Annotated in this window: 19 protein-coding genes, 1 other RNA gene and 1 pseudogene; 16 read left to right on the top strand and 5 right to left on the bottom strand. The window is 57.4% G+C overall.

All coding sequences use genetic code 11. From position 1 onward, the window contains the following. Positions 1–8 precede the first annotated feature (8 nt). From C6Y56_RS03775 to C6Y56_RS03710, 14 genes are all read left to right on the top strand, one after another. Positions 9–287 carry a hypothetical protein gene (locus C6Y56_RS03775; protein ID WP_085711868.1) on the top strand — a complete coding sequence of 93 codons (279 nt, stop codon included), beginning with the start codon at positions 9–11 and terminating at the stop codon, positions 285–287. Between the two features lie 95 nt (positions 288–382). Further along, positions 383–772: a transfer-messenger RNA gene (gene ssrA / locus C6Y56_RS03770) on the top strand. A 67-nt stretch (positions 773–839) separates the two neighbouring features. Continuing rightward, on the top strand, positions 840–1322 hold the full coding sequence (locus C6Y56_RS03765) for an isochorismatase family protein (RefSeq protein WP_169428790.1): 483 nt from the start codon (positions 840–842) through the stop codon (positions 1320–1322). A gap of 324 nt (positions 1323–1646) precedes the next feature. Next, a complete protein-coding gene (locus tag C6Y56_RS03760; RefSeq protein ID WP_169428789.1) occupies positions 1647–1940 on the top strand; it encodes a transposase in 294 nt (97 codons plus the stop codon). Then, complete coding sequence (locus C6Y56_RS03755) at positions 1937–2800, top strand: IS3 family transposase (protein ID WP_169428788.1); 864 nt, start codon at positions 1937–1939, stop codon at positions 2798–2800. The genes C6Y56_RS03760 and C6Y56_RS03755 overlap by 4 nt, the downstream gene beginning before the upstream one ends. A gap of 306 nt (positions 2801–3106) precedes the next feature. After that, complete coding sequence (locus C6Y56_RS03750; protein ID WP_169428787.1) at positions 3107–3340, top strand: hypothetical protein; 234 nt, start codon at positions 3107–3109, stop codon at positions 3338–3340. Positions 3341–3409: 69 nt separating this feature from the next. Next, on the top strand, positions 3410–3649 hold the full coding sequence (locus C6Y56_RS03745) for a hypothetical protein (protein ID WP_169428786.1): 240 nt from the start codon (positions 3410–3412) through the stop codon (positions 3647–3649). Between the two features lie 60 nt (positions 3650–3709). Further along, complete coding sequence (locus C6Y56_RS03740; protein WP_169428785.1) at positions 3710–4087, top strand: hypothetical protein; 378 nt, start codon at positions 3710–3712, stop codon at positions 4085–4087. 270 nt (positions 4088–4357) lie between these two features. Next, on the top strand, positions 4358–5374 hold the full coding sequence (locus C6Y56_RS03735) for a hypothetical protein (protein ID WP_169428784.1): 1017 nt from the start codon (positions 4358–4360) through the stop codon (positions 5372–5374). Between the two features lie 842 nt (positions 5375–6216). Continuing rightward, on the top strand, positions 6217–6600 hold the full coding sequence (locus C6Y56_RS03730; RefSeq protein ID WP_169428783.1) for a nucleotide pyrophosphohydrolase: 384 nt from the start codon (positions 6217–6219) through the stop codon (positions 6598–6600). A gap of 24 nt (positions 6601–6624) precedes the next feature. Further along, complete coding sequence (locus C6Y56_RS03725) at positions 6625–8493, top strand: DUF2075 domain-containing protein (RefSeq protein ID WP_169428782.1); 1869 nt, start codon at positions 6625–6627, stop codon at positions 8491–8493. 475 nt (positions 8494–8968) lie between these two features. Continuing rightward, a complete protein-coding gene (locus C6Y56_RS03720; protein WP_169428781.1) occupies positions 8969–9334 on the top strand; it encodes a DUF6124 family protein in 366 nt (121 codons plus the stop codon). A 238-nt stretch (positions 9335–9572) separates the two neighbouring features. After that, positions 9573–10160 (top strand): ribosomal protein S5-alanine N-acetyltransferase, encoded by a 588-nt coding sequence (gene rimJ, locus C6Y56_RS03715; protein WP_169428780.1) that lies wholly within the window; start codon positions 9573–9575, stop codon positions 10158–10160. A 30-nt stretch (positions 10161–10190) separates the two neighbouring features. After that, complete coding sequence (locus C6Y56_RS03710) at positions 10191–11672, top strand: ArnT family glycosyltransferase (RefSeq protein WP_432760318.1); 1482 nt, start codon at positions 10191–10193, stop codon at positions 11670–11672. A 64-nt stretch (positions 11673–11736) separates the two neighbouring features. Here C6Y56_RS03710 and C6Y56_RS03705 read toward each other — a convergent pair whose 3' ends face one another. Continuing rightward, entirely contained in the window at positions 11737–12558 is an 822-nt protein-coding gene (locus C6Y56_RS03705; RefSeq protein WP_169428779.1) for a phosphatase PAP2 family protein, read from the bottom strand. Continuing rightward, a complete protein-coding gene (locus C6Y56_RS03700; protein ID WP_169428778.1) occupies positions 12555–13226 on the bottom strand; it encodes a histidine phosphatase family protein in 672 nt (223 codons plus the stop codon). Before C6Y56_RS03700 ends, C6Y56_RS03705 begins: the two co-directional genes overlap by 4 nt. Before the next feature lie 255 nt (positions 13227–13481). On the opposite strand from C6Y56_RS03700, the pseudogene C6Y56_RS29515 reads away from it, so the two are divergent. Continuing rightward, positions 13482–14495: pseudogene (locus C6Y56_RS29515) on the top strand (methyl-accepting chemotaxis protein); the annotation flags it as partial. A 42-nt stretch (positions 14496–14537) separates the two neighbouring features. Continuing rightward, complete coding sequence (locus tag C6Y56_RS29510; protein ID WP_423815275.1) at positions 14538–15401, top strand: methyl-accepting chemotaxis protein; 864 nt, start codon at positions 14538–14540, stop codon at positions 15399–15401. 131 nt (positions 15402–15532) lie between these two features. Here C6Y56_RS29510 and C6Y56_RS03690 read toward each other — a convergent pair whose 3' ends face one another. The 3 genes from C6Y56_RS03690 to C6Y56_RS03680 form a co-directional block, all read right to left on the bottom strand. Next, positions 15533–16906, bottom strand: a complete 1374-nt coding sequence (locus C6Y56_RS03690; protein ID WP_169428776.1) for a DUF1329 domain-containing protein — start codon at positions 16904–16906, stop codon at positions 15533–15535. 160 nt (positions 16907–17066) lie between these two features. Continuing rightward, positions 17067–19025, bottom strand: coding sequence for a DUF1302 domain-containing protein (locus C6Y56_RS03685; RefSeq protein WP_169428775.1), 1959 nt, complete (start codon positions 19023–19025; stop codon positions 17067–17069). A gap of 45 nt (positions 19026–19070) precedes the next feature. Then, positions 19071–20357, bottom strand: coding sequence for a phospholipase (locus C6Y56_RS03680; RefSeq protein ID WP_169428774.1), 1287 nt, complete (start codon positions 20355–20357; stop codon positions 19071–19073). Positions 20358–20441: the final 84 nt, after the last annotated feature.

Here is a 20441-nt window from a genome sequence, read left to right as displayed (position 1 = left end):
AGACTCATATGAAACGTTCTGTACTGTTAGGTCTGTTCGTTACTGCCTCGATGATGGCTTCCACGTCCTTTGCTGCAGACAAGCCTGCCGACCTGTGCGACGCCAATATCCAGACCATCAACAATGCCAAGGGGCAGCTGTCATCTTCGCCGGAGCTGAGTCAGCGTGCTGAAACCAGCGTGCAAAAGGCTCAGGCGCTCAAGGCCCAGGGCAAGATCGATGACTGTGTTGCGGAAACCTCGCAAACCATTCTGGAACTGCGTAAATCCACCGGCACCAACAATTGATCCAGGCCCGGCCAACCTTCGGGTTGGCCTTGCGGGCCGTTTGGCGTACACTGCACATGCTTGTTGCTCGAACAGATGTACCGGGCAATGAGTTCGGGGCCGTTTAGGATTCGACGCCGGTTGCGAAACTCTAGGTGCATGCCGACTTGGTAACAGAAGTCGTAAATCCACTGTTGCAACTACTTATAGTTGCCAATGACGACCAATACGGTGCTGCTCTCGCTGCTTAATTGCAGCTGACATGCACTCCTGGTACCTTCGGGTCCAGCAATCATCAGGGGATGTCTGTAAACCCGAAATGATTGTCATATAGAACAGAATCGCCGTGCAGTACGTTGTGGACGAAGCGGCTAAAACTTACACAACTCGCCCAAAGCACCCTGCCCGTCGGGTCGCTGAGGGTTAACTTAATAGACACGGCTACGCATGTAGTACCGACAGCGGAGTACTGGCGGACGGGGGTTCAAATCCCCCCGGCTCCACCAACTCTCAACGACAAGGCCCGCCCAGTGCGGGCCTTGTCGCATCTGGGGATTCATGTCCGGAGAGCCCATGCGCCAAGCCCCGCTGATCATCGACGTACAACCCTGCTTTTTCCCGCCGCCATGGCTGCTCGAAGACATCCGGTCGCTCATCGGCACGCTGCCCAGCGTCGCCACGATCGAACGTCACGACGAAAGCCGCACGCCTTTCCAGCGACAACTCGGCTGGCACCCCACGCCGGACGATGACAGCCTGATCGCCGCAGACCGCATCTTCATCAAATACGGCTACGCGCCCTCCCCGGACACAATCGAATACCTGAAAAGCCTGAATCTGGATCGCGTTCTGGTCTGCGGCCTGCAAACCGAAACCTGCTGCCTTGATGCCGGGTTTGCGCTGTTGGATGCTGGCTTGCAGCCGACGTTGCTCACGGATCTGACGGTGGGTTCGTCGCTGGATCGCTCGGGCGGGCTGGGGGTGCGGTTGTGGGAACATCACTTTAAGCACACGCTGATGTCGGACGAACGTCTCTCATGCCTGCAAGTGTCCTAGAAAATTTCCCGCAGCACGCGTCGACTTACATGAATTGGTTCAAGATGCTTCCGAGCGCTGGTCTTCGCGCTCCGCTGCAACCCGGCAGATGGTTTACCAAAGGAATTCGCCGAGAGCCTGAAATCATGGAGCCTCGTCATGAGAAAGACACTCGAAGACAAATGAAAAAGGGGACAGGTTGATTTCCTTCAAAATAAATCTGTCCCCTTTTTCCTTTGTCCCCTTTTTCCTTATAAGCCTCCTACTTCGGAGGTTTTTATTGGACCTGTCCCGTGACAACGGACGCCAAGAAGCGATACTTAAATCGCTATCTTGGAGGTTGCCATGTACCCAAGCACTCGCCGTAACTACACCGATGAGTTCAAGGCTCAAGCTATCGCACTCGCGGAAAGCGTTGGTAGAACCGAAGCCGCACGTCAGCTCGAGATGTCCGTGAAAACGCTCGATAACTGGGTTGATGCTGCGCGCAAGGGATTACCGTTGAGTTCTCCAGAACGCAAAGCCATCACCAAAGAAGACAGCGAGCTTGCGCGTTTGCGAGCGGAGGTGGCCGAACTCAAGATGGAGCGCGAAATCCTAAAAAAGGCGGCGGTATTCTTTGCCAGAGAGTCCAGGTGAGATACGCCTTCGTCGCTGCTGAACGGGCTCACTTCCTGGTGCGCATGCTGTGTCGGGTGATGGATGTTTCGATTTCAGGTTTTTACGACTACCAGCATCGCGAGGAGCGTCCAGATCGGGATGCGCAGATTCGCGTTGATTTGCGTAAGGTTTATATGGCCAGCCGAAATACATATGGCCGACCACGGCTGGTCGAGGCCTTACGGCGAAAAGCGCATACAGTGGGCCACAAGCGAGTGAGCCGGCTGATGCACGAAGAACGCATACGCGGTAGATCCAAAGGCGGTTTCAAGCCCCGTACCACCGACAGTCACCACTACTTGCCTGTTGCGAGAAATTTGCTCGCTCGTCAGTTTTCCATCGATAACCCCACACCGACTTGGGTCAGTGATATCACCTATATCTCAACCAAAGAAGGTTGGTTGTATCTCGCAGTGGTTTTGAGCATCCAGACGCGCCAAATATTGGGCTATAGCCTGTCGGATCGGATGCCCGACGATTTGGTCGAGAATGCCTTCCTGAATGCCTGGAGCGCCTGTTCCGGCTCTAGTGGTGTGGTTTTTCATTCCGACCAAGGGCGTCAGTATGCGAGTAGCAAATTCCGACTGGCCTTGGCCAAGAAAGACTTCACGCAAAGCATGAGTCGAAAGGGAAATTGTTGGGATAACGCAGTGGCTGAGAGCTTTTTCGCTACTCTGAAAAGGGAGGAGGCGTATGGCGTCTATCCCAGCAAGAGGCTGGCTCAACTATCAATCGCTAACTACATCCATGGGTTTTATAACAGCAGCCGACTGCACTCTGCCTTGGGGTACCGTTCTCCGAACAAATACGCCAGGGTCTTAAGGCAGGCGGCTAAATAGCCAGCTTCTTGGCGTCCGTTGTGATGGGGCAGGTCCATTATAAATTGGTGGACGAATTCTTGGGATCATCTGCTGTAAAGAAAGATCGCCGCCAGTAAAAGATGAGCTCTCGATTGACTGATCCGTTTTCGCCACCCAAAAACAGCAGGAGTTTGGGCTGGAACACTGCGTAGGCCACGTGCTGCGTGGCTTTCGGTGTTTTCTATCTAAAATTCTTCGGTCATTTGAGTGGATATACCCCTAGTAAAGCCGGGATGGAGTGAGCTAGTTTTAGACAGGTTTACGTCACAGAAAGGATTCCAAAAAATGCAGATCGATCCCGAGCTGTACAAGCAGATAAAAGACACCATTGATAATTTCCCTCCGTACCCGGATCTTGATGCTTTGATCGCAAATGGCGACATCAAAAAGGTGCGCGCGGGCTACAACGTACTCTCTGAGGCTGGAATGGAGGCAATAAAAAAATACCTGATTTCTGTCACTGCCCCCCATAACGGAAAGCCCGCAATCTTCCAGATCTCCCGTAAGAGAAAGCGATAAGGCAGGACTCACCAACCACAGTGCTATCAATCAACCATTGGTTCGGAACGCTTTGATTGAGGAATAAAAATGTCAATTGACCGTTACAGTATTGACTACGTCCTAACTGACAAAGGCTGGGTGGAGTTAGTTAACTTCAAAGGAGACCCTGACGACGTCATTGAAGAGTGGTCTGCCAACTGTCGGCAGGCTTCTGCGTTTTCAGAGGTTGAAGTGAGTTGGCAACTGACGCGCCGAGCAGCACCGGACAAAGAAGATCTCGCGAAATCACTGCACGCCAAGCACAAAAAACCAGCTGATTTTTTTTGAGGCTATCCTTGGCAAAAGCAGGATGTCTGGCTACTGGGCAAAAATACGGAGATGTGACGAATGCTTACTGACGAGCAGATTAACGCAGCTAAGAAAACCACTCGCTATTCTACGACTGAGAAGCCGCTCCACGAGCACAACGACTGTATTCGTTTTGCTTTTGAATGGCTGGACGCCCAGGTAAAGACGAAGGGTTGCACAAAAAAACCGCACCAACTTAAGCATCTCATCGAGCGATGGGCCGGGCGCTATGTCTCAACCCACGATGTTGACGTTGCCGCCCAAATGCACCCGGATATTCATGGTGATTATCCCTACTTCAACATCAGCTCAAAGCTTACCAACCCATCATTCACAAGGATATCTGGTCTCGGCGAGACCTACAGCCACAACCACGGCGACCGGCACGATTTGGGGAAATACTCCAAGTCTGAGTAATTCAGCAAAAAGACGCAAAAAGGGAACTGATTTATTTCCTTCATAATAAACCAGTCCCCTTTTCCAATTCACAACATTGGGCGGATAGCGCGAGCATTGGCCGTAGCACCAGAAGTATTGCTTTGACGAAACTTTGATTGATGGATGGCGTAGCGGGTGAAATGCCCCCTGTACGCAGGCGCCTGTGATGGCTATGTTTTCCTAGAGCGGGCGTACCATGATTACGCCGCTACAATTAGACGGCGAAATAAATAATAGGGAGGCAGTTTCTTGGCTAGGATCGTAATGCCACAAAACCTATCGCTCACCGAGGCGATCAATTTCTGTAACCGGCTTTGGGAAACGCCCCCAGACACGAGGTACGAATTCGATTTCTACAGAATGGGAATGGTGGAGCCTTTCACAATGGCCTATGTGGCGAATGAGCTGAAGCGCTTTCGCCAGAGCAAAGAAGCAGCCCATTTTACTGCGCTCAACTACAGAAACCACACATACCCATCCCATATGGGCTTTTTCCAAGCCTTTGGCCTCAACCACGGAAATGCACCTGGGCAAGCTAGCGGAAGTAGCACGTACATTCCCCTAACGCTGCTCAACGTTGCTGATATTGAGCAAGAAGCTATCGAGCGAGCGCTGAATCCTGGGGATGTACTTGAGGAAAAAGCTTCGCAGATAGCTCAGCTGCTGATCAGGCAGTCCGAGGGTAACTTGGTGGATACCCTTACGTTTTCCATCCGAGAAATTATGCGCAATGTAGTCGAGCACTCCGGATCGGAGTTCATCGAGTACTGTGGTCAGTACTGGCCAAGCCGGAGCATGGTTGAGGTGGCAATTCTCGATGTAGGGCACGGTGTCCGTTACGGCTTGAGAAACAATCCAGACCTAAACATCGCTTGCGACCGCGACGCCCTACATTTGGCATTGTTACCAGGAATTTCTGGGAAAATGTATCGGGGAGTGCGGAGACGCTCCAATGATGCGTGGCAGAACTCCGGCTTCGGTCTGTACATGACGAGTCGTATTTGCCGCGCAGGAGGGAGCTTTTTTATCGCGAGTAATGGTGCAGGCATACTACTTGACGCCGAAGGCAAACATGACCGTACGACCTCCTATCAAGGAACTGCCTTAAGGCTGAGATTCGATACCCAGACGCTTACCAACTATGACGAAATGCTAGCGCGGTTTCGCAGGGAAGGTTATGCGGCGGCTCGCCAATTTTCGGGCGATCAGGCAATTGAGCCATCTATGGCGTCAACGATGCTTGCTCGTGATTTTCAAGATCCCTGATCAAGAGGCCTCTTAGGAGCAGGTTCAAATCCTTACACTCTCCTCCTCCTGCTACTGAAAGGATCGCTGTGTAAGGTTTGGTGAATCATCAACTAACCCCATCAGGGTGTGACACCTAAGTGCTGGTGCTGGACATCAAGCGTACGTATTTAGAGGCTTGTGCAGGGGTATATGATGTGATTGACCATCCCCCCCGGCTCCACCAAATAGACAAAAAAGACGTCCTTGGACGTCTTTTTTTGTGCCTGCGATTTGGTGCTGATTTTGGGATTCTCAAATCAGCACCTGTTTTTTTCGGCCGAAGAGGCTTTTTACACAGGCACATAAAAATACTCAACGGCTCTCCGAATCGGTAGCCGGGTAATGCGCAATCAATGTGCGAACCAGTTCATCTAGCGTCCACATAGTCAGATGGACATGGGCCTCTCTCCCTCGTAAAGCGCCTCTGTAAGGAGTGCGCCGGTGCTGACTTACCGCCCGCGATCACCTTTGTGCTTGCTGAAATGGTCACCAACTTCCGGCGACTGCTCTCCTCATACGGCCAGCAAACTGGCGGCAAATAGACAGCGGCAACTGCCACTGAAAAGCGCTGTTCTTCGATGTGAAAACAACCGAGCAGGGTTAGGACAAGTAAAGGACGTGAAGGTCGCCTCGAAAAAAGAGCTACGTCCTCCTACTCCCAGCACCCCTCAAAAGATATAGCGAACGCTGGCAAGCAATTCTGTCTGAAGACAGGTGTGAGAGAAAAACAAAAGATCTGCGCAGACAGAGAAAACCCTTACAATCCCAGGCCAGACTTCCTACACGCTTTTACCCCCTACCGATCCCCAAGAGATAGCCCCGTGAGTGACTCAGACAGCTCATCCGCGCCACTGGTTGACGTAGTGAAGCTTGCCGCCTCCCTTCAGCAATTCGCAGATGATCGCGACTGGCAGCAGTTCCACTCCCCGAAAAATCTCATCTTGGCACTCACTGGCGAGGTAGGAGAGCTGTGCGAGATTTTCCAATGGATGAGCGATGCCGATTCGCTCTCCGTAGCTAAAGATCCCGAAATCGGCCTAGCAGTAAAAGACGAATTGGCGGACGTACTGATGTACCTAGTTCGTCTGAGCAGCGTGCTCGGCATCGACCTTAACGACGCGGTGACACGGAAACTCGCCTTGAACGGCCAGAAGTACCCCGTGGATAAAGCCAAAAGTAACAGTAAAAAGTACGACCGACTCTGAACAACTCGAATCTAAGGACAGCCCGTGATCGTTTACGCTGCGACCAAACAGCAATTTCTAAAAGACAACGATAACGATGACATCGAGGAGGTGATCCTCAGGCACTACAAGGAAGCTACCGGCAAGAACGTTGGCAGTTCGGAAATCAGGTCGTGGCAAGGATCCCTCACGTACATGGCCAAGGTCCTAAGAGATGAAGGCTTGCCGAACGACGCAGGTTTGGCCATCGAGTTGCACATTCCACAGTCGTCGAAACGGATCGACTTTCTGCTCACTGGTCGCGACGAAAACCAGGCAAAAAAAGCCATACTGATCGAGTTGAAGCAATGGAGTAAGGCCAACGCCACAACCAAGGATGCCATCGTCAAAACGGCCTTGGGTGGGGGCCTCATTGAGACCATTCACCCGTCCTATCAAGTATGGTCATATGCAGCGCTGCTGGAAGGCTTCAACGAGGCGGTGTATGACAAAAGCATCGAAATCCGCCCGTGTGCCTACCTCCATAACTACGTCAGCGACGGCATCATAGATTCAGCTCACTATGAGCCCCACATCAGCAAAGCTCCGCTATTTCTGAAAGGCCCGGAAGAACTCAGCAAACTCAGAAGCTTTCTGAAAAAGCATATAAGTCATGGCGACAACAAAGAGATTCTTTACGAGCTGTCCGATGGAAAAATTCGCCCGTCCAAGGCGCTAGCCGAAGCCCTCGGTGGGTTGATGAAAGGCAAACCAGAATTCGTATTGATTGACGATCAGAAAGCAATTTTTGAGTCGGCGCTGGCGGCGGCAATCGAGGCGGCGGACCAAGCCCCCAAGGTGATAATAATTGAAGGTGGACCGGGAACCGGGAAAACCGTCCTGGCTATCAATCTGCTCGTGAAGCTCACCGAATTGAAGTTGATGAGCAAATACGTCTCCAAAAACGCAGCCCCGCGCAAGGTCTACGAGAGCAAACTGGTTGGCACCATCAAACGCAGCCACTTCTCGAACTTCTTTTCAGGCTCTGGGGCGTTCATCGACACTGAGCCCAACACATTCGATGCGCTTATCGTGGACGAAGCTCACCGGCTGAATGAGAAAAGCGGGCTTTACGGAAACCTTGGGGAGAACCAGATCAAAGAGCTGATTGACTCAGCGAAATGCTCAATTTTCTTCATTGATGAAGACCAGCGTGTAACTTTGAGCGATATCGGCAGCAAGCAGGCGATACGCGCCTTTGCAAAAGCAAAGGGTGCCGTGGTTGAAGAACACGTCCTGTCTTCGCAGTTTCGCTGCAGTGGCTCTGACGGTTACCTGGCATGGCTGGATGACACCCTAGGCATCCGCTCGACGGCAAATCCGACGCTTGAGACTCAAGAGTACGAATTTAAGGTGTTCGACTCACCTCAGGCGATGCATGAAGCAATCAACGAAAAAAACCACGGAAATAAAGCTCGGGTGGTCGCGGGCTATTGTTGGCCTTGGTTGAGCAAGAAAGACCCTACCGCTGCTGATATCGTCATTGGTGACTACAAACGCCAATGGAACCTGGATCAGGATGGCAGCCTATGGATCATCGCTGAGAACTCCATCGAGCAGGTTGGCTGCATTCATACCTGCCAAGGTTTGGAAGTCGACTACATCGGGGTGATCATCGGGCCGGACCTAGTCATACGTGACGGTAAGGTAGTGACATCCCCGAATGAGCGCGACAAGCACGATAAATCGATTCGCGGCTGGAAAAAAATGATGAAAGAGCAACCTACCCTCGCGAAAAATGAAACAGACCTGATCATCAAGAATACATACCGAACCCTGATGACACGCGGGATGAAGGGTTGCTATCTGTACTGCACCGACAAAGAGACTGCGCAATACTTCGAGAGTCGGCTTAGCCAACACTGCAATCATTGACGGTATCGTTTGCTAGGAGCCCCTGTACCGGCAAGCGCAGGGGCAACGATCAACGGTGCGACCATTTGCTTGAAAGATTAAGCCCCGATTCATTTTTGGGGGCGGTTCTCAAAAAGCACCGTCCATCGGAATCCAGACCAAGCAGCGCTCCAACTGGTATTCCAAGCAGGTTGACCAAACATTTGTTTACCAGCCAAAACGAATAGATACCGACCTGTTTCAAATTACCCCGGCCCACCAACTCTCAACGACAAGGCCCGCCAAGTGCGGGCCTTGTCGCATCTGGGGATTTTTATCGGGAGAGCGAGCTTCAACTTTCTCCGCCAGCATCCTAGGAAATTTCCCTCAACCCGCGTCGACTTCCATGAACTAGCCCCCCCTTCCCCACCCGGTTACCCTCCACTCCTCGCAACAAACAGGTGAACGGCACTACCCCGCCGAAGCGCAAGGATCACCCCTCACATGGAGTCCGGTCATGAAAAAAGACACCCCCGATCCATCCGAACATTCCCCGGTTACCGAGTCCAGGACGGTCTCGGCTTCCGAACGCCCCATTACCGTAGCCCGCAGGCGCAACTCCCGGCTTCTTCCGGTCGATCAGATCCTCAGCGTGCGTCCCGACGTCGACCTGATCACTCTGTTGACCCACGCCAGCCAGAATCTCGCGGCGCTCAATATGATGGCGCATGATCTCGTCCACCGACCGGACGAGGTGCAACGGGCGCGGATCGTCGCGATGCATCAGTTGGCGGGGTTGGCGGAGATGCTGGTCAGCAGCGCCCTGAGCAAGCTTGACCCACTGCAGCAGACGACCGAGCCGAAGCCGGCTCTCTGCCACTGAGCTTCTTGAAAGAGCCGAAATCAGGGGACCTGGCGTCTTGAGCCAAGGCGCAGGGAGATGAATTTTTCTTCACTGCCCCGCTTCCGCCAAAGCTGTAAAGTCCGCTCGCTCATTCAAGAAACTACGGTTCGCCCGCGCTCCTGCGGGCTTTTTTTTGCCCGGGATTTGGCCACGCGTTTGTATTTTCCCGCCCACCGCGCAATTCTGTTGATCAACCCCGCCCCCCCCGGAGCCCCCGATGCCGCTGTTGACCCTGCCCTGCCAACGCCTGACGCTCGCGGTGCTCGACCCGGACCAAGCGCCTCTGGAAAGCGATTTCTATCAACGCAACCAGCGCCATCTCGCCCCGTGGTCACCGATTCGCACCACCGATTATTTCTCCACCGAACAGATCCGCCGCCGTCTCGAAGTCCAGGCCAGCGCCTTCGAAGCCGGACTGGCCGTGCACCTTGCGCTGCTGACTCCGGACAGCCATCAAATGATCGGCGCGTGCAACTTCAGCGGAATCATTCGCGGCGCGTTCCAGGCCTGTTATCTGGGTTATCACATTGATGCGGCCCATCAGGGTCAGGGCCTGATGCAGGAAGCGCTGGAATCCGCGATCGCCTACATGTTCGAAACCCAGAACCTGCACCGGATCATGGCCAACTACATTCCCGGCAACGAACGCAGTGCACGGTTGCTTGAGCGCCTGGGGTTCGAGAAAGAAGGCTACGCCAAGGCGTACCTGAACATTGCCGGGCGCTGGCAGGATCATGTGCTGACGGCGCTGGTCAATCCGGCATTCGAAGCGCCGGATCAGCGCTGGTCGCGACGACTCGCGTGAGTTTCACAATTTGTTAAGCATTGGCGAAGTATGCTCACGCCTCTCGCCCCTTCCGGTTATCTGAAACCTATGTCGTCGCGTGCCGCCACTTCACTGTTCCTGCTTGCCGCCCTGCTGTTTTTCTTCGCACTGGGCAACCATCAACTGCAAGGCTCTACCGAAGCCCGCGTCGCCGGCATCGCCATGGAGATGCATCTGGACGATGACTGGGTGACGCCCCGATTGTTCGGTGAACCGTTTCTGGAAAAACCGCCGCTGAGTCTGTGGCTGGACGCCGGCGCCATGCGCGTGTTCGGCGTGTCTCCGTGGGCGGTGCGGCTGGCGTCGGCGGTGGCCGGACTGCTCAGCGTGATGATTCTGTACGGCATGCTGCGGCGCTTCGGACGACCGAAAGCGATCGCGTGGACAGCAGGCATTCTGTTGGCAACCATGGCCAGTTACTGGAGCAACGTGCGCGGGGTCGGCGAGGATGCGTTGCTTGCACTCGGCGTGACCACCGCACTGCTGGCGTTCTTCCAGGCGCAGCGGGCCTCGACGCCGGGTAATTCACTGCTGTTTATCGTCGGGATTGCGATCGCCACCCTGAGCAAAGGCGTGCTCGGTCTGGCGATGCCGGGGGTGGTGATTTTCGCTTACCTGCTGGCCGACAACCTGATGGACAAGCGCTTCAAACTGACCGAGTGGTTGCGGCCCGGTCTGTTGACAGCGCTCGGGCTGATTCCGCTGTTGATCTGGCTCGCGGTGCTCTATCAGCACGGCGGCGCCCAGGCCGTCAGAGAGGTCTTGCTGACCAACAGCGTCGGGCGCTTCAGCGGTTCCTTCGTCGAAGCCGGGCACTATGAGCCGTTCTACTACTACATCGCCAAACTGCCCGAAGCGTTCCTGCCCTGGAACATTCTGGTGTATCTGGGGCTGTGGCATTTCCGTAAACAATTGAAGGCCAATCGTTACCTGCTGTTCTTCAGCCTGTGGATCGTTGCGCAGTTCATCATGCTGACCCTGGCCTCGAGCAAGCGCACGGTGTACCTGATGTCGATGACGCCGGCCGCAGCGGTGATTGCGGCGGAGTATGCGGGGGTATTGTTCGAGCGTTTGAGGGGCCGCGAAACCTCCGAACGTCTTGTCGGACGGATCGCCCGTCATCGTCAGGGATTGGCGGCAGGGATCCTGACGGTGGTGATCGCCAGCTACCTCGGTGCCGCGCAATGGGCCCTGCCGAACGCAGACAAGGAACTGTCGTTCCTGCCCCTGACCGAACACATCCAGAGCCTGCAAGCCACCGGCCACCAGGTCGCCCTGTTCCAGGCCAACGAACGGGTCGGCGGCGCCAGCGTGTTCTACACCCAGCGCGTCCTCAAGGGGCTGGACACCGATGCGCAATTGAAGGATTTCCTCAGTGCCTCGCCTTCGAACATCGCGGTAATGTCAGGGGACAGCGAGCCCGCCGCCCCGCTGAAAGTGCTCAAGACCATGATGGTCGGACGCCAGGCGTACTACTTCGTAGGCTATTGATACAGCGATGCACAAATGAAAAACCCGCCGGTGATGGCGGGTTTTTCGTTTCAATCGCGACGCTTCAGAGAGCAGCCTCAGGCTGTGCACTGAACACCTGTCGCTCACGCTTGCTCAACACCGGCAGTTCCAGACGAGCCCGCCCATAAAACGCCAGCGCAGTGAGCAAACACGCCAGCCACACGAAGATACCGGCCCAGAACGTGTGGGACATGTAGTGCCAGCCCTGCAGGACGCGTGTGGTGCCGTAGACGAAACCGAGCAGCAGCGAGCCCCACAACAACGCGCTGGAGAAGCGCCACTGATAACGCCGCGCCACAAAATACAGCGCCAGCATGGTGAATCCGCCGGAGGCGTGTCCGCCCGGCCAGCAACGACCGTCACCGGCTTCATGGAACAGCTGGAAATTGTTGTACCACTCGACGTGAGCCATTTTGCCGCCGTACAGCGTCGTCTCGATCGGGCAGTAAACGCTGGTATGGGCCTTGAGGAAGTGAATCACGCCGGTACACACCGCGAAGGCCACCACCACAAACAGAAAATCCCGACGATGCTCAGCCGCAAAACGCAGGACCGGAGCGACTTTGCTGCGCTCCAGAAACTCGCCGAGGCGCGGGCGCTTCTGCGGAGTGACCAACGGCCAGACCACCGACAGCATCGCGCCGATCAGGGCGATTTCCGCGGTCCAGTTCGGGATGATCCGCGCCCACTTGTGGGTCAGCTTTTCAAAGAAGTGAATCTTGTCGAGGGGGAAGGTATGGGTCAGCGGATCGAACAGCAGATTACTGAAGGCGATGTCGATGTTCGTCATGTCGAACATCAGAAAAACCACAGCAGCACAAAACAGCGGGATGCCAAAGTTGTAAGCGTAAAAACGAGAAGTCATCGGGTGGTCACCGTGCGCCAGTCGGAGGCTTCGATGAAGCCGAGCATTTTGGGAGCCGCCGGGTTGGCAGCCGAAACGAACAGCGAGGATCCGTATCCGAGGGTCGAGGCCGGCATCTTGAGGTCTTTTTCCAGCTGCGCCATGCATTCGCTGTGGGTGACCAGGATCAGGTTACGCCCCGCAACCTTGTGTGCGAGCGCATCCTGCAGCATGCGACCCTTGCAGCTGATCAGCCAGTCTTCGCCGGCCGTCGCCCGGTTGAACATATAACCGGCGGTCTGCACGGTGCGGGTCATCGGGCTGTTGTAGATGTCGGCATGGTGCAGGCCCAGGTGCTCGAATTGTGCGCCGACGGCGACCGCGACACTGCGCGAACGGTCGGTGATGCCGTCATTGCCGCTCAGGCATGGCGCCGGGGAATGATCACAGCGCTCGACATGACGCACCAGCACGATCATGTCGCCCTTGGCCCAACCGGCCGTCAACGCCCGGGCACCGGCCACATTGCCGTGGGCCAGATCAGGCAACGCCGCCGGGGCAAGCAGCCACAGGGTCAATGGCACCACCAGCGCCAACGTCGCCAGAACAACCCCGGCGTTCCGAAAACGGGCCAGGCCCCTCAGGTCGATCGAGCGTTTGACGCCGAACAGACTCAGTCTCAATTCCACAAAAATCCGCCTTGCCAGTTCGCAGCACTGTCATTTGATCCGGCGAAGGTACAGAGGCCCCTGTGGGCAGCCAGTGAAAGTCATGTGAAAAAAGTCTTGGGATCCGTTGTTACAAAATCCGTCGGACAAAATCCTTTCAGCTCTCGGATTTGCGGCCGATACAGTCCTGTTAACACCCTTGCTGGCTCAAAAAAACAACAATCTTCCAGCCTGACCGACGATCAAGATGCACAACGTTTTTCTGGAGGATTTTTGATGAATAGCTGGTTCGGCAACATCAGCGTGAACCTGAAACTGGGGCTCGGATTCGGCCTCGTCCTGGCCCTGACCTGCATCCTGGCGCTCACCGGCTGGACTAGCCTGGGCGGTCTGATTGACCGCAGCAACTGGATGAGCGACATCACTCAGCTCAACGCTGGCCTGACCAAACTGCGCGTGGTGCGCCTGCAATACATGCTGACCAACGGCGACGAAGCCGCCGCGCAGAACGTGCAGACCACCCTCGACGGTTTCGTTGCACAGCAGCAGAACCTGATCAGCACTTTCAAGAGTCCCGAAAACGTCAAACTGCTCAAGCAGCAGGCGGCGACCATCGCCGAGTACCAGACGTCGCTGAACAAAATGCGTAACGCCTACCGCACTGGCAACACCGCGCGCGACTCGATGGCCACCAACGCCGCGACGGCTTACGGCCTGATCGAAGCGCTGAGCAACCGCGTCCAGCAAATGCCGCTGAGCGATGAGCGTTTCGAGCAGTTCCAGGCTGTCACCGCCGCCAAGGAAGCGTTCATCCTGGCGCGCTACGAAGTGCGCGGCTACACCGCCACCGCCAATGCCGACACCGAGCAGAAAGCCGTCGGCCAACTGGATGTGGCCATCGCCAGCCTGAAACAACTGAACGTGCATTTCTCCGGCACCCAGCAGGACGCCATGCGTCAGCTGGAAACCGCCCTGACCAACTACCGCAGCGCCTTGCAGGCGTTCAAGAACGCCAACAGCGAGGCGGTGCAGGCACGCAAGGAAATGACCGACCAGGGCGCGACCATCGTGACCCTGAGCGAGCAGCTGTATCAGATCCAGCTGGACCGTCGTGACATCGAAAGCGCCCAGGCCCGCACCCTGCAACTGATCAGCACCCTGCTGGCCTTGCTGGTGGGAGTCATCGCTGCGTTCATCATCACCCGCCAGATCACCCGTCCGCTGCAGGAAACCATGGCCGTGGTCGACCGCATCGCCAGCGGCGACCTGAGCCACAACGTGATCGTCACCCGCCGCGACGAACTCGGCGTGCTGCAACAAGGCATCGCGCGCATGGGCGTGACCCTGCGCGACCTGATCAGCGGCATCCGCGACGGCGTGACCCAGATCGCCAGCGCCGCCGAAGAACTGTCGGCCGTGACCGAACAGACCAGCGCCGGCGTGAACAGCCAGAAGGTCGAGACCGATCAGGTTGCGACCGCGATGCACGAGATGACCGCCACCGTGCAGGAAGTTGCGCGCAACGCCGAGGAAGCCTCGCAAGCCGCAGCCGCCGCTGACGGCGAAGCCCGTGAAGGCGACAAAGTGGTGAACGAAGCCATCGCCCAGATCGAGCGTCTGGCCAGCGAAGTGGTGCGTTCCACCGAAGCCATGAGCGTGCTGCAACAGGAAAGCGACAAGATCGGCAGCGTCATGGACGTGATCAAGGCTGTGGCCGAACAGACCAACCTGCTGGCCCTCAACGCCGCCATCGAAGCCGCCCGTGCCGGTGAAGCCGGTCGCGGTTTTGCCGTGGTCGCCGACGAAGTCCGTGGCCTGGCCCAGCGCACCCAGAAATCCACCGAGGAAATCGAAGGCCTGGTGGCCGGTCTGCAGAACGGCACACAACAGGTTTCGGCCGTGATGAATAACAGCCGCGCCCTGACCGACAGCAGCGTCGCCCTGACCCGAAAGGCCGGCGAATCCCTGGAAAACATCACCCGCACGGTGTCGAACATCCAGTCGATGAACCAGCAGATCGCCGCTGCCGCCGAACAGCAAAGTGCCGTGGCCGAAGAAATCAGCCGCAGCATCATCAACGTCCGCGACGTGTCGGAGCAGACTGCTGCGGCGAGTGATGAGACGGCCAAGTCGAGTGTTGAACTGGCGCGGTTGGGTGGACAGTTGCAGCAAATGGTTAGCCACTTCCGCGTCTGACCTACAGTCAGCGCTGAAGCGAATTTCAATCGCGGGCAAGCCCGCTCCCACAAGGTTCTGAGGCGTGCACAGATACTGTGTTCGACTCTTTACCTGTGGGAGCGGGCTTGCCCGCGATTGCGTCAGGCCACTTAACGCGTCCCCCGCTGCCGCAACGCCGACGGCATGAAATACGAATCCTCCGGCACCGGTTGCGAGAAGTCGACGGTGGAGGCCTCTTCGTTATCCAGGTTCTGCACGTAGTACCGACGGGCCTGCAAGTCGTGGAAGACGTCGAGAGCGCTCCAGGTGGTGGGCAGGTCGTAGAAGTTTTTCAGGTAGGCCATCGACACGCGCCACAGCTCTCCTCGCCCGTCGTATTGATCCACGAGTGCGGCGCCCCAGCTGTCTTCGTCGAGGAACAGCACGCGTTTGGAGTAGATGTGCCGCGCCCCCGGCTTGAGTGTGCCTTCGACCACCCAGACACGGTGAAGCTCGTAGCGGGTGTATTGCGGGTTGAGGTGGCCGGGGGTGAGCAGTTGGGCGTATTTCACGTCGGGGCTGCCGACTTTGTAGTTGTTGTAGGGGATGTAGATTTCCTGCTTGCCCTTGAGCTTCCAGTCGAAGCGATCCGGCGAGCCGTTGAACAGGTCGGTGTCGTCGGCGGTGCGCAGGCCATCGGAGGAGGCGATCGGCGTGTCATACGCAAGGTTTGGTGCGCGGCGGACGCGGCGTTGGCCGGCGTCGTAGATCCAGGCCTGGCGGGCGTCCTTGAGCTGGTCCAGGGTCTCGTGCACCAGCGCGGCACCACCGGCGAGGCGCGCCGGGCTTTTCACGAAGGCGAGGTAGTAGAACAGGATGTTTTTCAGGTCGGCGAACTGGCCGCCCGGGCGGTAGTAGTTGAAGAAACCTTCCTGTTGCGAGGTCACCAGCGCGAAGCTGCCGTTGCGTTGCACCGGTGTTTCGGAAGCGCGACGGACCACGTATATGCCGCGATAGCGAGTGATGTGATTCCACAGCACTTCGACCCCGTCCTTGGGCACCGGAAACGGCACGCCGCCATAGGCATCGGCGAATCCGCTGCCGCCCTCCAGTAACTTGGCCGAGGTCGCATTCTTCAGGGTGTTGTCATACAGCCACTGCGGCGCGGAGCCGGATCGGCGCGAGGGATAGACCGGCATCTGGAAAGTGTCGGGGTAGCTGTTGAACAGGGCGATCTGGCCGGGGCTCAGATGCGCCTTGTATTGGTCGAGGTTGGCCTTGGTGATGGTGAACAGCGGTTTGTCCGCCGCGTACGGGTCGGGGTGATGCTGACCGGGTTTGTAGCCGGCCGGCGCCTGGGTGATGCCGCCGGTCCAGGCCGGGATGGTGCCGGCAGCGTTGCCGGCGCGCTCGGCGCCCATGGGGGTGAGCGAGGTTTTCAGTTGTTCGGCTTGCTGGGGCGAGATGGCGGCCAGCGTACTTGTGGCGGTGAGGCTCAAAAGCAGCGCCAGTGTGGTCTTGGTCAGTCGTGATGCAGGAAACATGTTCGTTCTCCGAAATAAAACCAGGTCTGCGTAGCCAGCAAATCGCCTGTGGGAGCCAGCCTGCTGGCGATGGCGGTGAGTCAGGCAACACAACTTCTGGATGTGCCGTCCTCATCGCGAGCAGGCTCGCTCCCACAGGGGGACGCCGGTGTTCTGGATATCAAAGGAAATACTTGAGGTTGAACCCGACGTTGTCGCGGTCGCGAATGCCGTTGTTCTGTCCGCCGCCCCAGAACTCGGTGTATTGCAGTTCGGCTTCGAGCTTGTTCTGGTAGTTGGCCTTGACCCCCAGGGTGTAGGCCTTGCGCCCGTCGATGGCGTTGCCGGCCTGGTAGCTGTTGCCTTTGAAGTCGTCCTTGTAGACGACGTAAGGCGAGACGTTGATCCCGGCGTACACGTCGTTCCAGGTGCCGTTGAACATCACCGTGTAGCTGTAGGAATTGCGGTTGACCTGATCGTCACGATCGCCGCCGGACACGTACGAAGTGTTGCCGGTGCCGGCGTAGTAACGGGTGCTGCCGTCGTAGGCGGTGTATTGCAGGCTGCTGCCGCGCAGGTGCTCGGAGGCCAGTTCGAAGATGCCGAACATCGAGTCGAACGACAGCGTCGGGCCGAAGTTGTAGATGCTGCCCAACGAGGTGTTGAACGCTTCCACCCGCTCGGCGTTGTTGATCTGGCTGTCGAGGGTGACCATTTGCCCGCCGACGTTGATGGCCTTGCCGGACACCGCTGCCGCAGCGCCATTGGCCAGGTCGCCGATCAGATCGTTGGTGGCCGCGATGCCGATGGGCAGGTTCGGCCGATAGGCCAGTTCACCGAACACCGAAGCATTGCCCAGCGTGGTGTTGAAACTGAAACCGTACATGCGGATGTCTTCGGCATAACGCCGATGGGCCTGGATGTTGCCCATCACATCGGCAGTCGCCAGACCGTTGGCGAGGGCCCCGGCCTGACTGCCGGCCACGCTGGAGAGCATGTTGGTCAGGGCATTCATGTCGATGCCCTTGTAGCCACCAAGATCGGCGGCGATGGTCGGTTCCTTGGCGTGGTAGTTGACCATGTACAGGCCGAATTCGGTGCTGTTGAGTTCTTCGGCGATGTAGCGAAACGCAAAGCCGAACTGGCCGTCGTTGCGCGCGTTGTAGTCCTTGCCGATCGACGCCACCTTGAGGGTGTTGCCGTAGGCAGGAGTCACGCCGTTGGCATAGAGGCCGGTGGATTTCAGCGCCGGGCCGAGCAACGGGTTGTTGCCCAGTGCGCCGTACAGGCCGATGACATTGCCGAACCCCGGCACCGGCGTATCAAGCGCGGTGCCGCTGAAGTTGTTGTAAGCGGTGTTGCCGCCGTCGGCGAACAGGTCGGTCTGCGAGTAGAAGGTACCGACCGGGTCGATGCGGGTTTCTTTCCAGTTGGTCTGGTAGAAGCTCTCCATCGTCAGGTTGTCGCTCAGGCCGATGTTGAAGCTGACCGCCTCCACCGGCATCAGCACTTCCTTGACCTCGGCGCCCGGCAAACGATATTTCGCCGCATCCACCGGGTTGGTGGTGTTGACCCCGCCGCGATAGAAAATCCCCTCGCCCCAGTTGAACACCTGACGCCCCACCCGCGCCGTGACCGGCATTTGCGCGACGTCCCAGCTGCCATGAACGTAGGCGTCGAGCATCTCGATCCGGCTGCCGGCAATGTCGCGGGTCTGGCCGGTGAAACGGTCGTCCTGGGGATAACTCTGGCTCGGCTGCGACGGGCTGTTGTTGCGGTAGTAGTCGTTGCGCTTGTCCATCAACTGGGTGTCGTAGAACGCGGTACCGCGCAGGAACATTCCGTAGTTCTGGTAGTTGGCCTCCAGCTCCGAAGTGATCTTGTACACCTCGGAAACCAGCCCGGTATCGAAGTTGCGATTGCCGTCGTTGGTGTTGACGTCATCGTTGTTCTTGTCCCGGCCCTGAACCCGCCACAGGCGGCCATAGGACAAGGTCGTGTCGAGCGAGCCGGTGACCTGATTGTCCAGCACGCTGAACTCGGCGGCCTGCACCGCATCGACTGCGCAGAGTTGCAGCAGCCCTGCCAAACCGACACCGGGGAGCGCTACGCCGGACAGGCGCAATCGAGTGTTGATCATCTGTTCCTCCTTCCCTGTTCTTATTGTTGTGTGTTGCCGCGATGCTTAGGGCGCCAGCCCCGCGCTGACATAAATCCGGCTGTGGGCGCCGAAATGGCCGAGCAGTTTGAGCAGTTGTTGATTGAGTTCCGGATGCTCGAAAGTCTCGCGCTGCAACTGATTGCCCGCGCTGAAATCGCTGGTAACCGGCGCCGTTTCCAGCCATTGGTCGATGGCTTCATCGAAGGCGGCGGAGTCGTCGACCGACTCGGCACTCACCACTTCGCGCAGGTAATCCACCGAGTACGGCGGGTAATGCGCGTCCCCGGTGGCATCGGCATAAGCGTCGAGCATCGGATGCGGCTGACCGGCGCGCAGCACGCGGCGTAGCCAGGTCGATTGGTATTTCTCGACTTCCATGTGGCGGGTCGCGACCCGTTCGATGGACGCCTGTTTGTCCTCCGCAAAACCAGCCAGGGCCTTGCCTTCCAGCAGCAGAAGGCTCGGCAATTCGACGCCCGGCAACGGCTTGGCGTGATACGGCTGGGTCAGGTCCTGCACGTGGTGCAGGCCCCAACCGAGAAAGCGATAACCCCAGTAGGAATGGCCGCTGGCAAACGCCAGTCGCGCCAGCCCCATGTACTGATACGCACGCCAGTCCGGCCAGCTGCGCTCGAGAAATCCGGCGGCCGCGTACACCACCGGGCTCTCATGGAAGAAGCCCATGTGGAACGGTGCCTGGGAGCTGTACTGGAAGCGCTCATCGCCAAACGGCTGCGGGCCGAAGCCGTACAACGCGGCGACTTCGCCGGGGTTGTCGCTGAACAGGTTGATGTCGTGGCCGTAGTCCGGCTCATCGGCGGCGCTCGCCAGCACGGCCAGGGGCGCGACTGTTTCGTGATCGGTCACGCGAATGAATCGCTGGCGATTCCACGGTGAAAGCGTCTGCTCGACCATGACCTGATCGGCCTGCAGATGCTCGCGCTCGGGCAGGTCTTTGCCCGGCAACGGCTGGATGACCATTGCCAGATGAATCAGCGGATTGATCCGCAACGCGGTGAGGAAGTCGTGGCGCAGATTGTCGCTCGGCACGGCGGGCAACCTGAGGTTGTCGGGGCGCCGCGGGTACTGCTTGAAGTGCTCGCGGGCGAAGCGTTCCTGCTCATCGAGCAACGCGACGATGGCCGGGTATTGCTCGGAGAGAAACTGCTCCAGCGGTTCGACTACGACGGGCGGTGCATCGCGCAACGCCGGCAGATCCTGCAACGCCAGGTAGCTGCCCACCGTATGGTTCGACCAGCCCCACGCCGTCGGGGCCATTGCGCAAAGCAGCAGGAGGGAGATCAGCTTCATTGCTTCTGGTTCTTGTTATATGTGCCGTGGGGATCGAGCCTAACAACCGACCCCGCCCCTGACACTGTCCGATCTCACCAGAAA

The organism is Pseudomonas fluorescens, assembly GCF_012974785.1.
GTDB lineage: Bacteria > Pseudomonadota > Gammaproteobacteria > Pseudomonadales > Pseudomonadaceae > Aquipseudomonas > Aquipseudomonas fluorescens_BT.
The sequence above is the reverse complement of the archived record's forward strand: the minus strand, read 5'-3'. Positions and strand labels throughout refer to the sequence as shown.

What these genes read in the sequence shown, in the direction of transcription:
- C6Y56_RS03690 (WP_169428776.1), bottom strand. Translation starts at nt 16,906, where the DNA reads ATGTTTCCTGCATCACGACTGACCAAGACCACACTGGCGCTGCTTTTG.
- C6Y56_RS03750 (WP_169428787.1), top strand. Translation starts at nt 3,107, where the DNA reads ATGCAGATCGATCCCGAGCTGTACAAGCAGATAAAAGACACCATTGAT.
- C6Y56_RS03705 (WP_169428779.1), bottom strand. Translation starts at nt 12,558, where the DNA reads ATGACTTCTCGTTTTTACGCTTACAACTTTGGCATCCCGCTGTTTTGT.
- C6Y56_RS03710 (WP_432760318.1), top strand. Translation starts at nt 10,191, where the DNA reads ATGCTCACGCCTCTCGCCCCTTCCGGTTATCTGAAACCTATGTCGTCG.
- C6Y56_RS29510 (WP_423815275.1), top strand. Translation starts at nt 14,538, where the DNA reads ATGGGCGTGACCCTGCGCGACCTGATCAGCGGCATCCGCGACGGCGTG.
- C6Y56_RS03760 (WP_169428789.1), top strand. Translation starts at nt 1,647, where the DNA reads ATGTACCCAAGCACTCGCCGTAACTACACCGATGAGTTCAAGGCTCAA.
- rimJ (WP_169428780.1), top strand. Translation starts at nt 9,573, where the DNA reads ATGCCGCTGTTGACCCTGCCCTGCCAACGCCTGACGCTCGCGGTGCTC.
- C6Y56_RS03765 (WP_169428790.1), top strand. Translation starts at nt 840, where the DNA reads ATGCGCCAAGCCCCGCTGATCATCGACGTACAACCCTGCTTTTTCCCG.
- C6Y56_RS03680 (WP_169428774.1), bottom strand. Translation starts at nt 20,357, where the DNA reads ATGAAGCTGATCTCCCTCCTGCTGCTTTGCGCAATGGCCCCGACGGCG.
- C6Y56_RS03720 (WP_169428781.1), top strand. Translation starts at nt 8,969, where the DNA reads ATGAAAAAAGACACCCCCGATCCATCCGAACATTCCCCGGTTACCGAG.
- C6Y56_RS03740 (WP_169428785.1), top strand. Translation starts at nt 3,710, where the DNA reads ATGCTTACTGACGAGCAGATTAACGCAGCTAAGAAAACCACTCGCTAT.
- C6Y56_RS03745 (WP_169428786.1), top strand. Translation starts at nt 3,410, where the DNA reads ATGTCAATTGACCGTTACAGTATTGACTACGTCCTAACTGACAAAGGC.
- C6Y56_RS03685 (WP_169428775.1), bottom strand. Translation starts at nt 19,025, where the DNA reads ATGATCAACACTCGATTGCGCCTGTCCGGCGTAGCGCTCCCCGGTGTC.
- C6Y56_RS03775 (WP_085711868.1), top strand. Translation starts at nt 9, where the DNA reads ATGAAACGTTCTGTACTGTTAGGTCTGTTCGTTACTGCCTCGATGATG.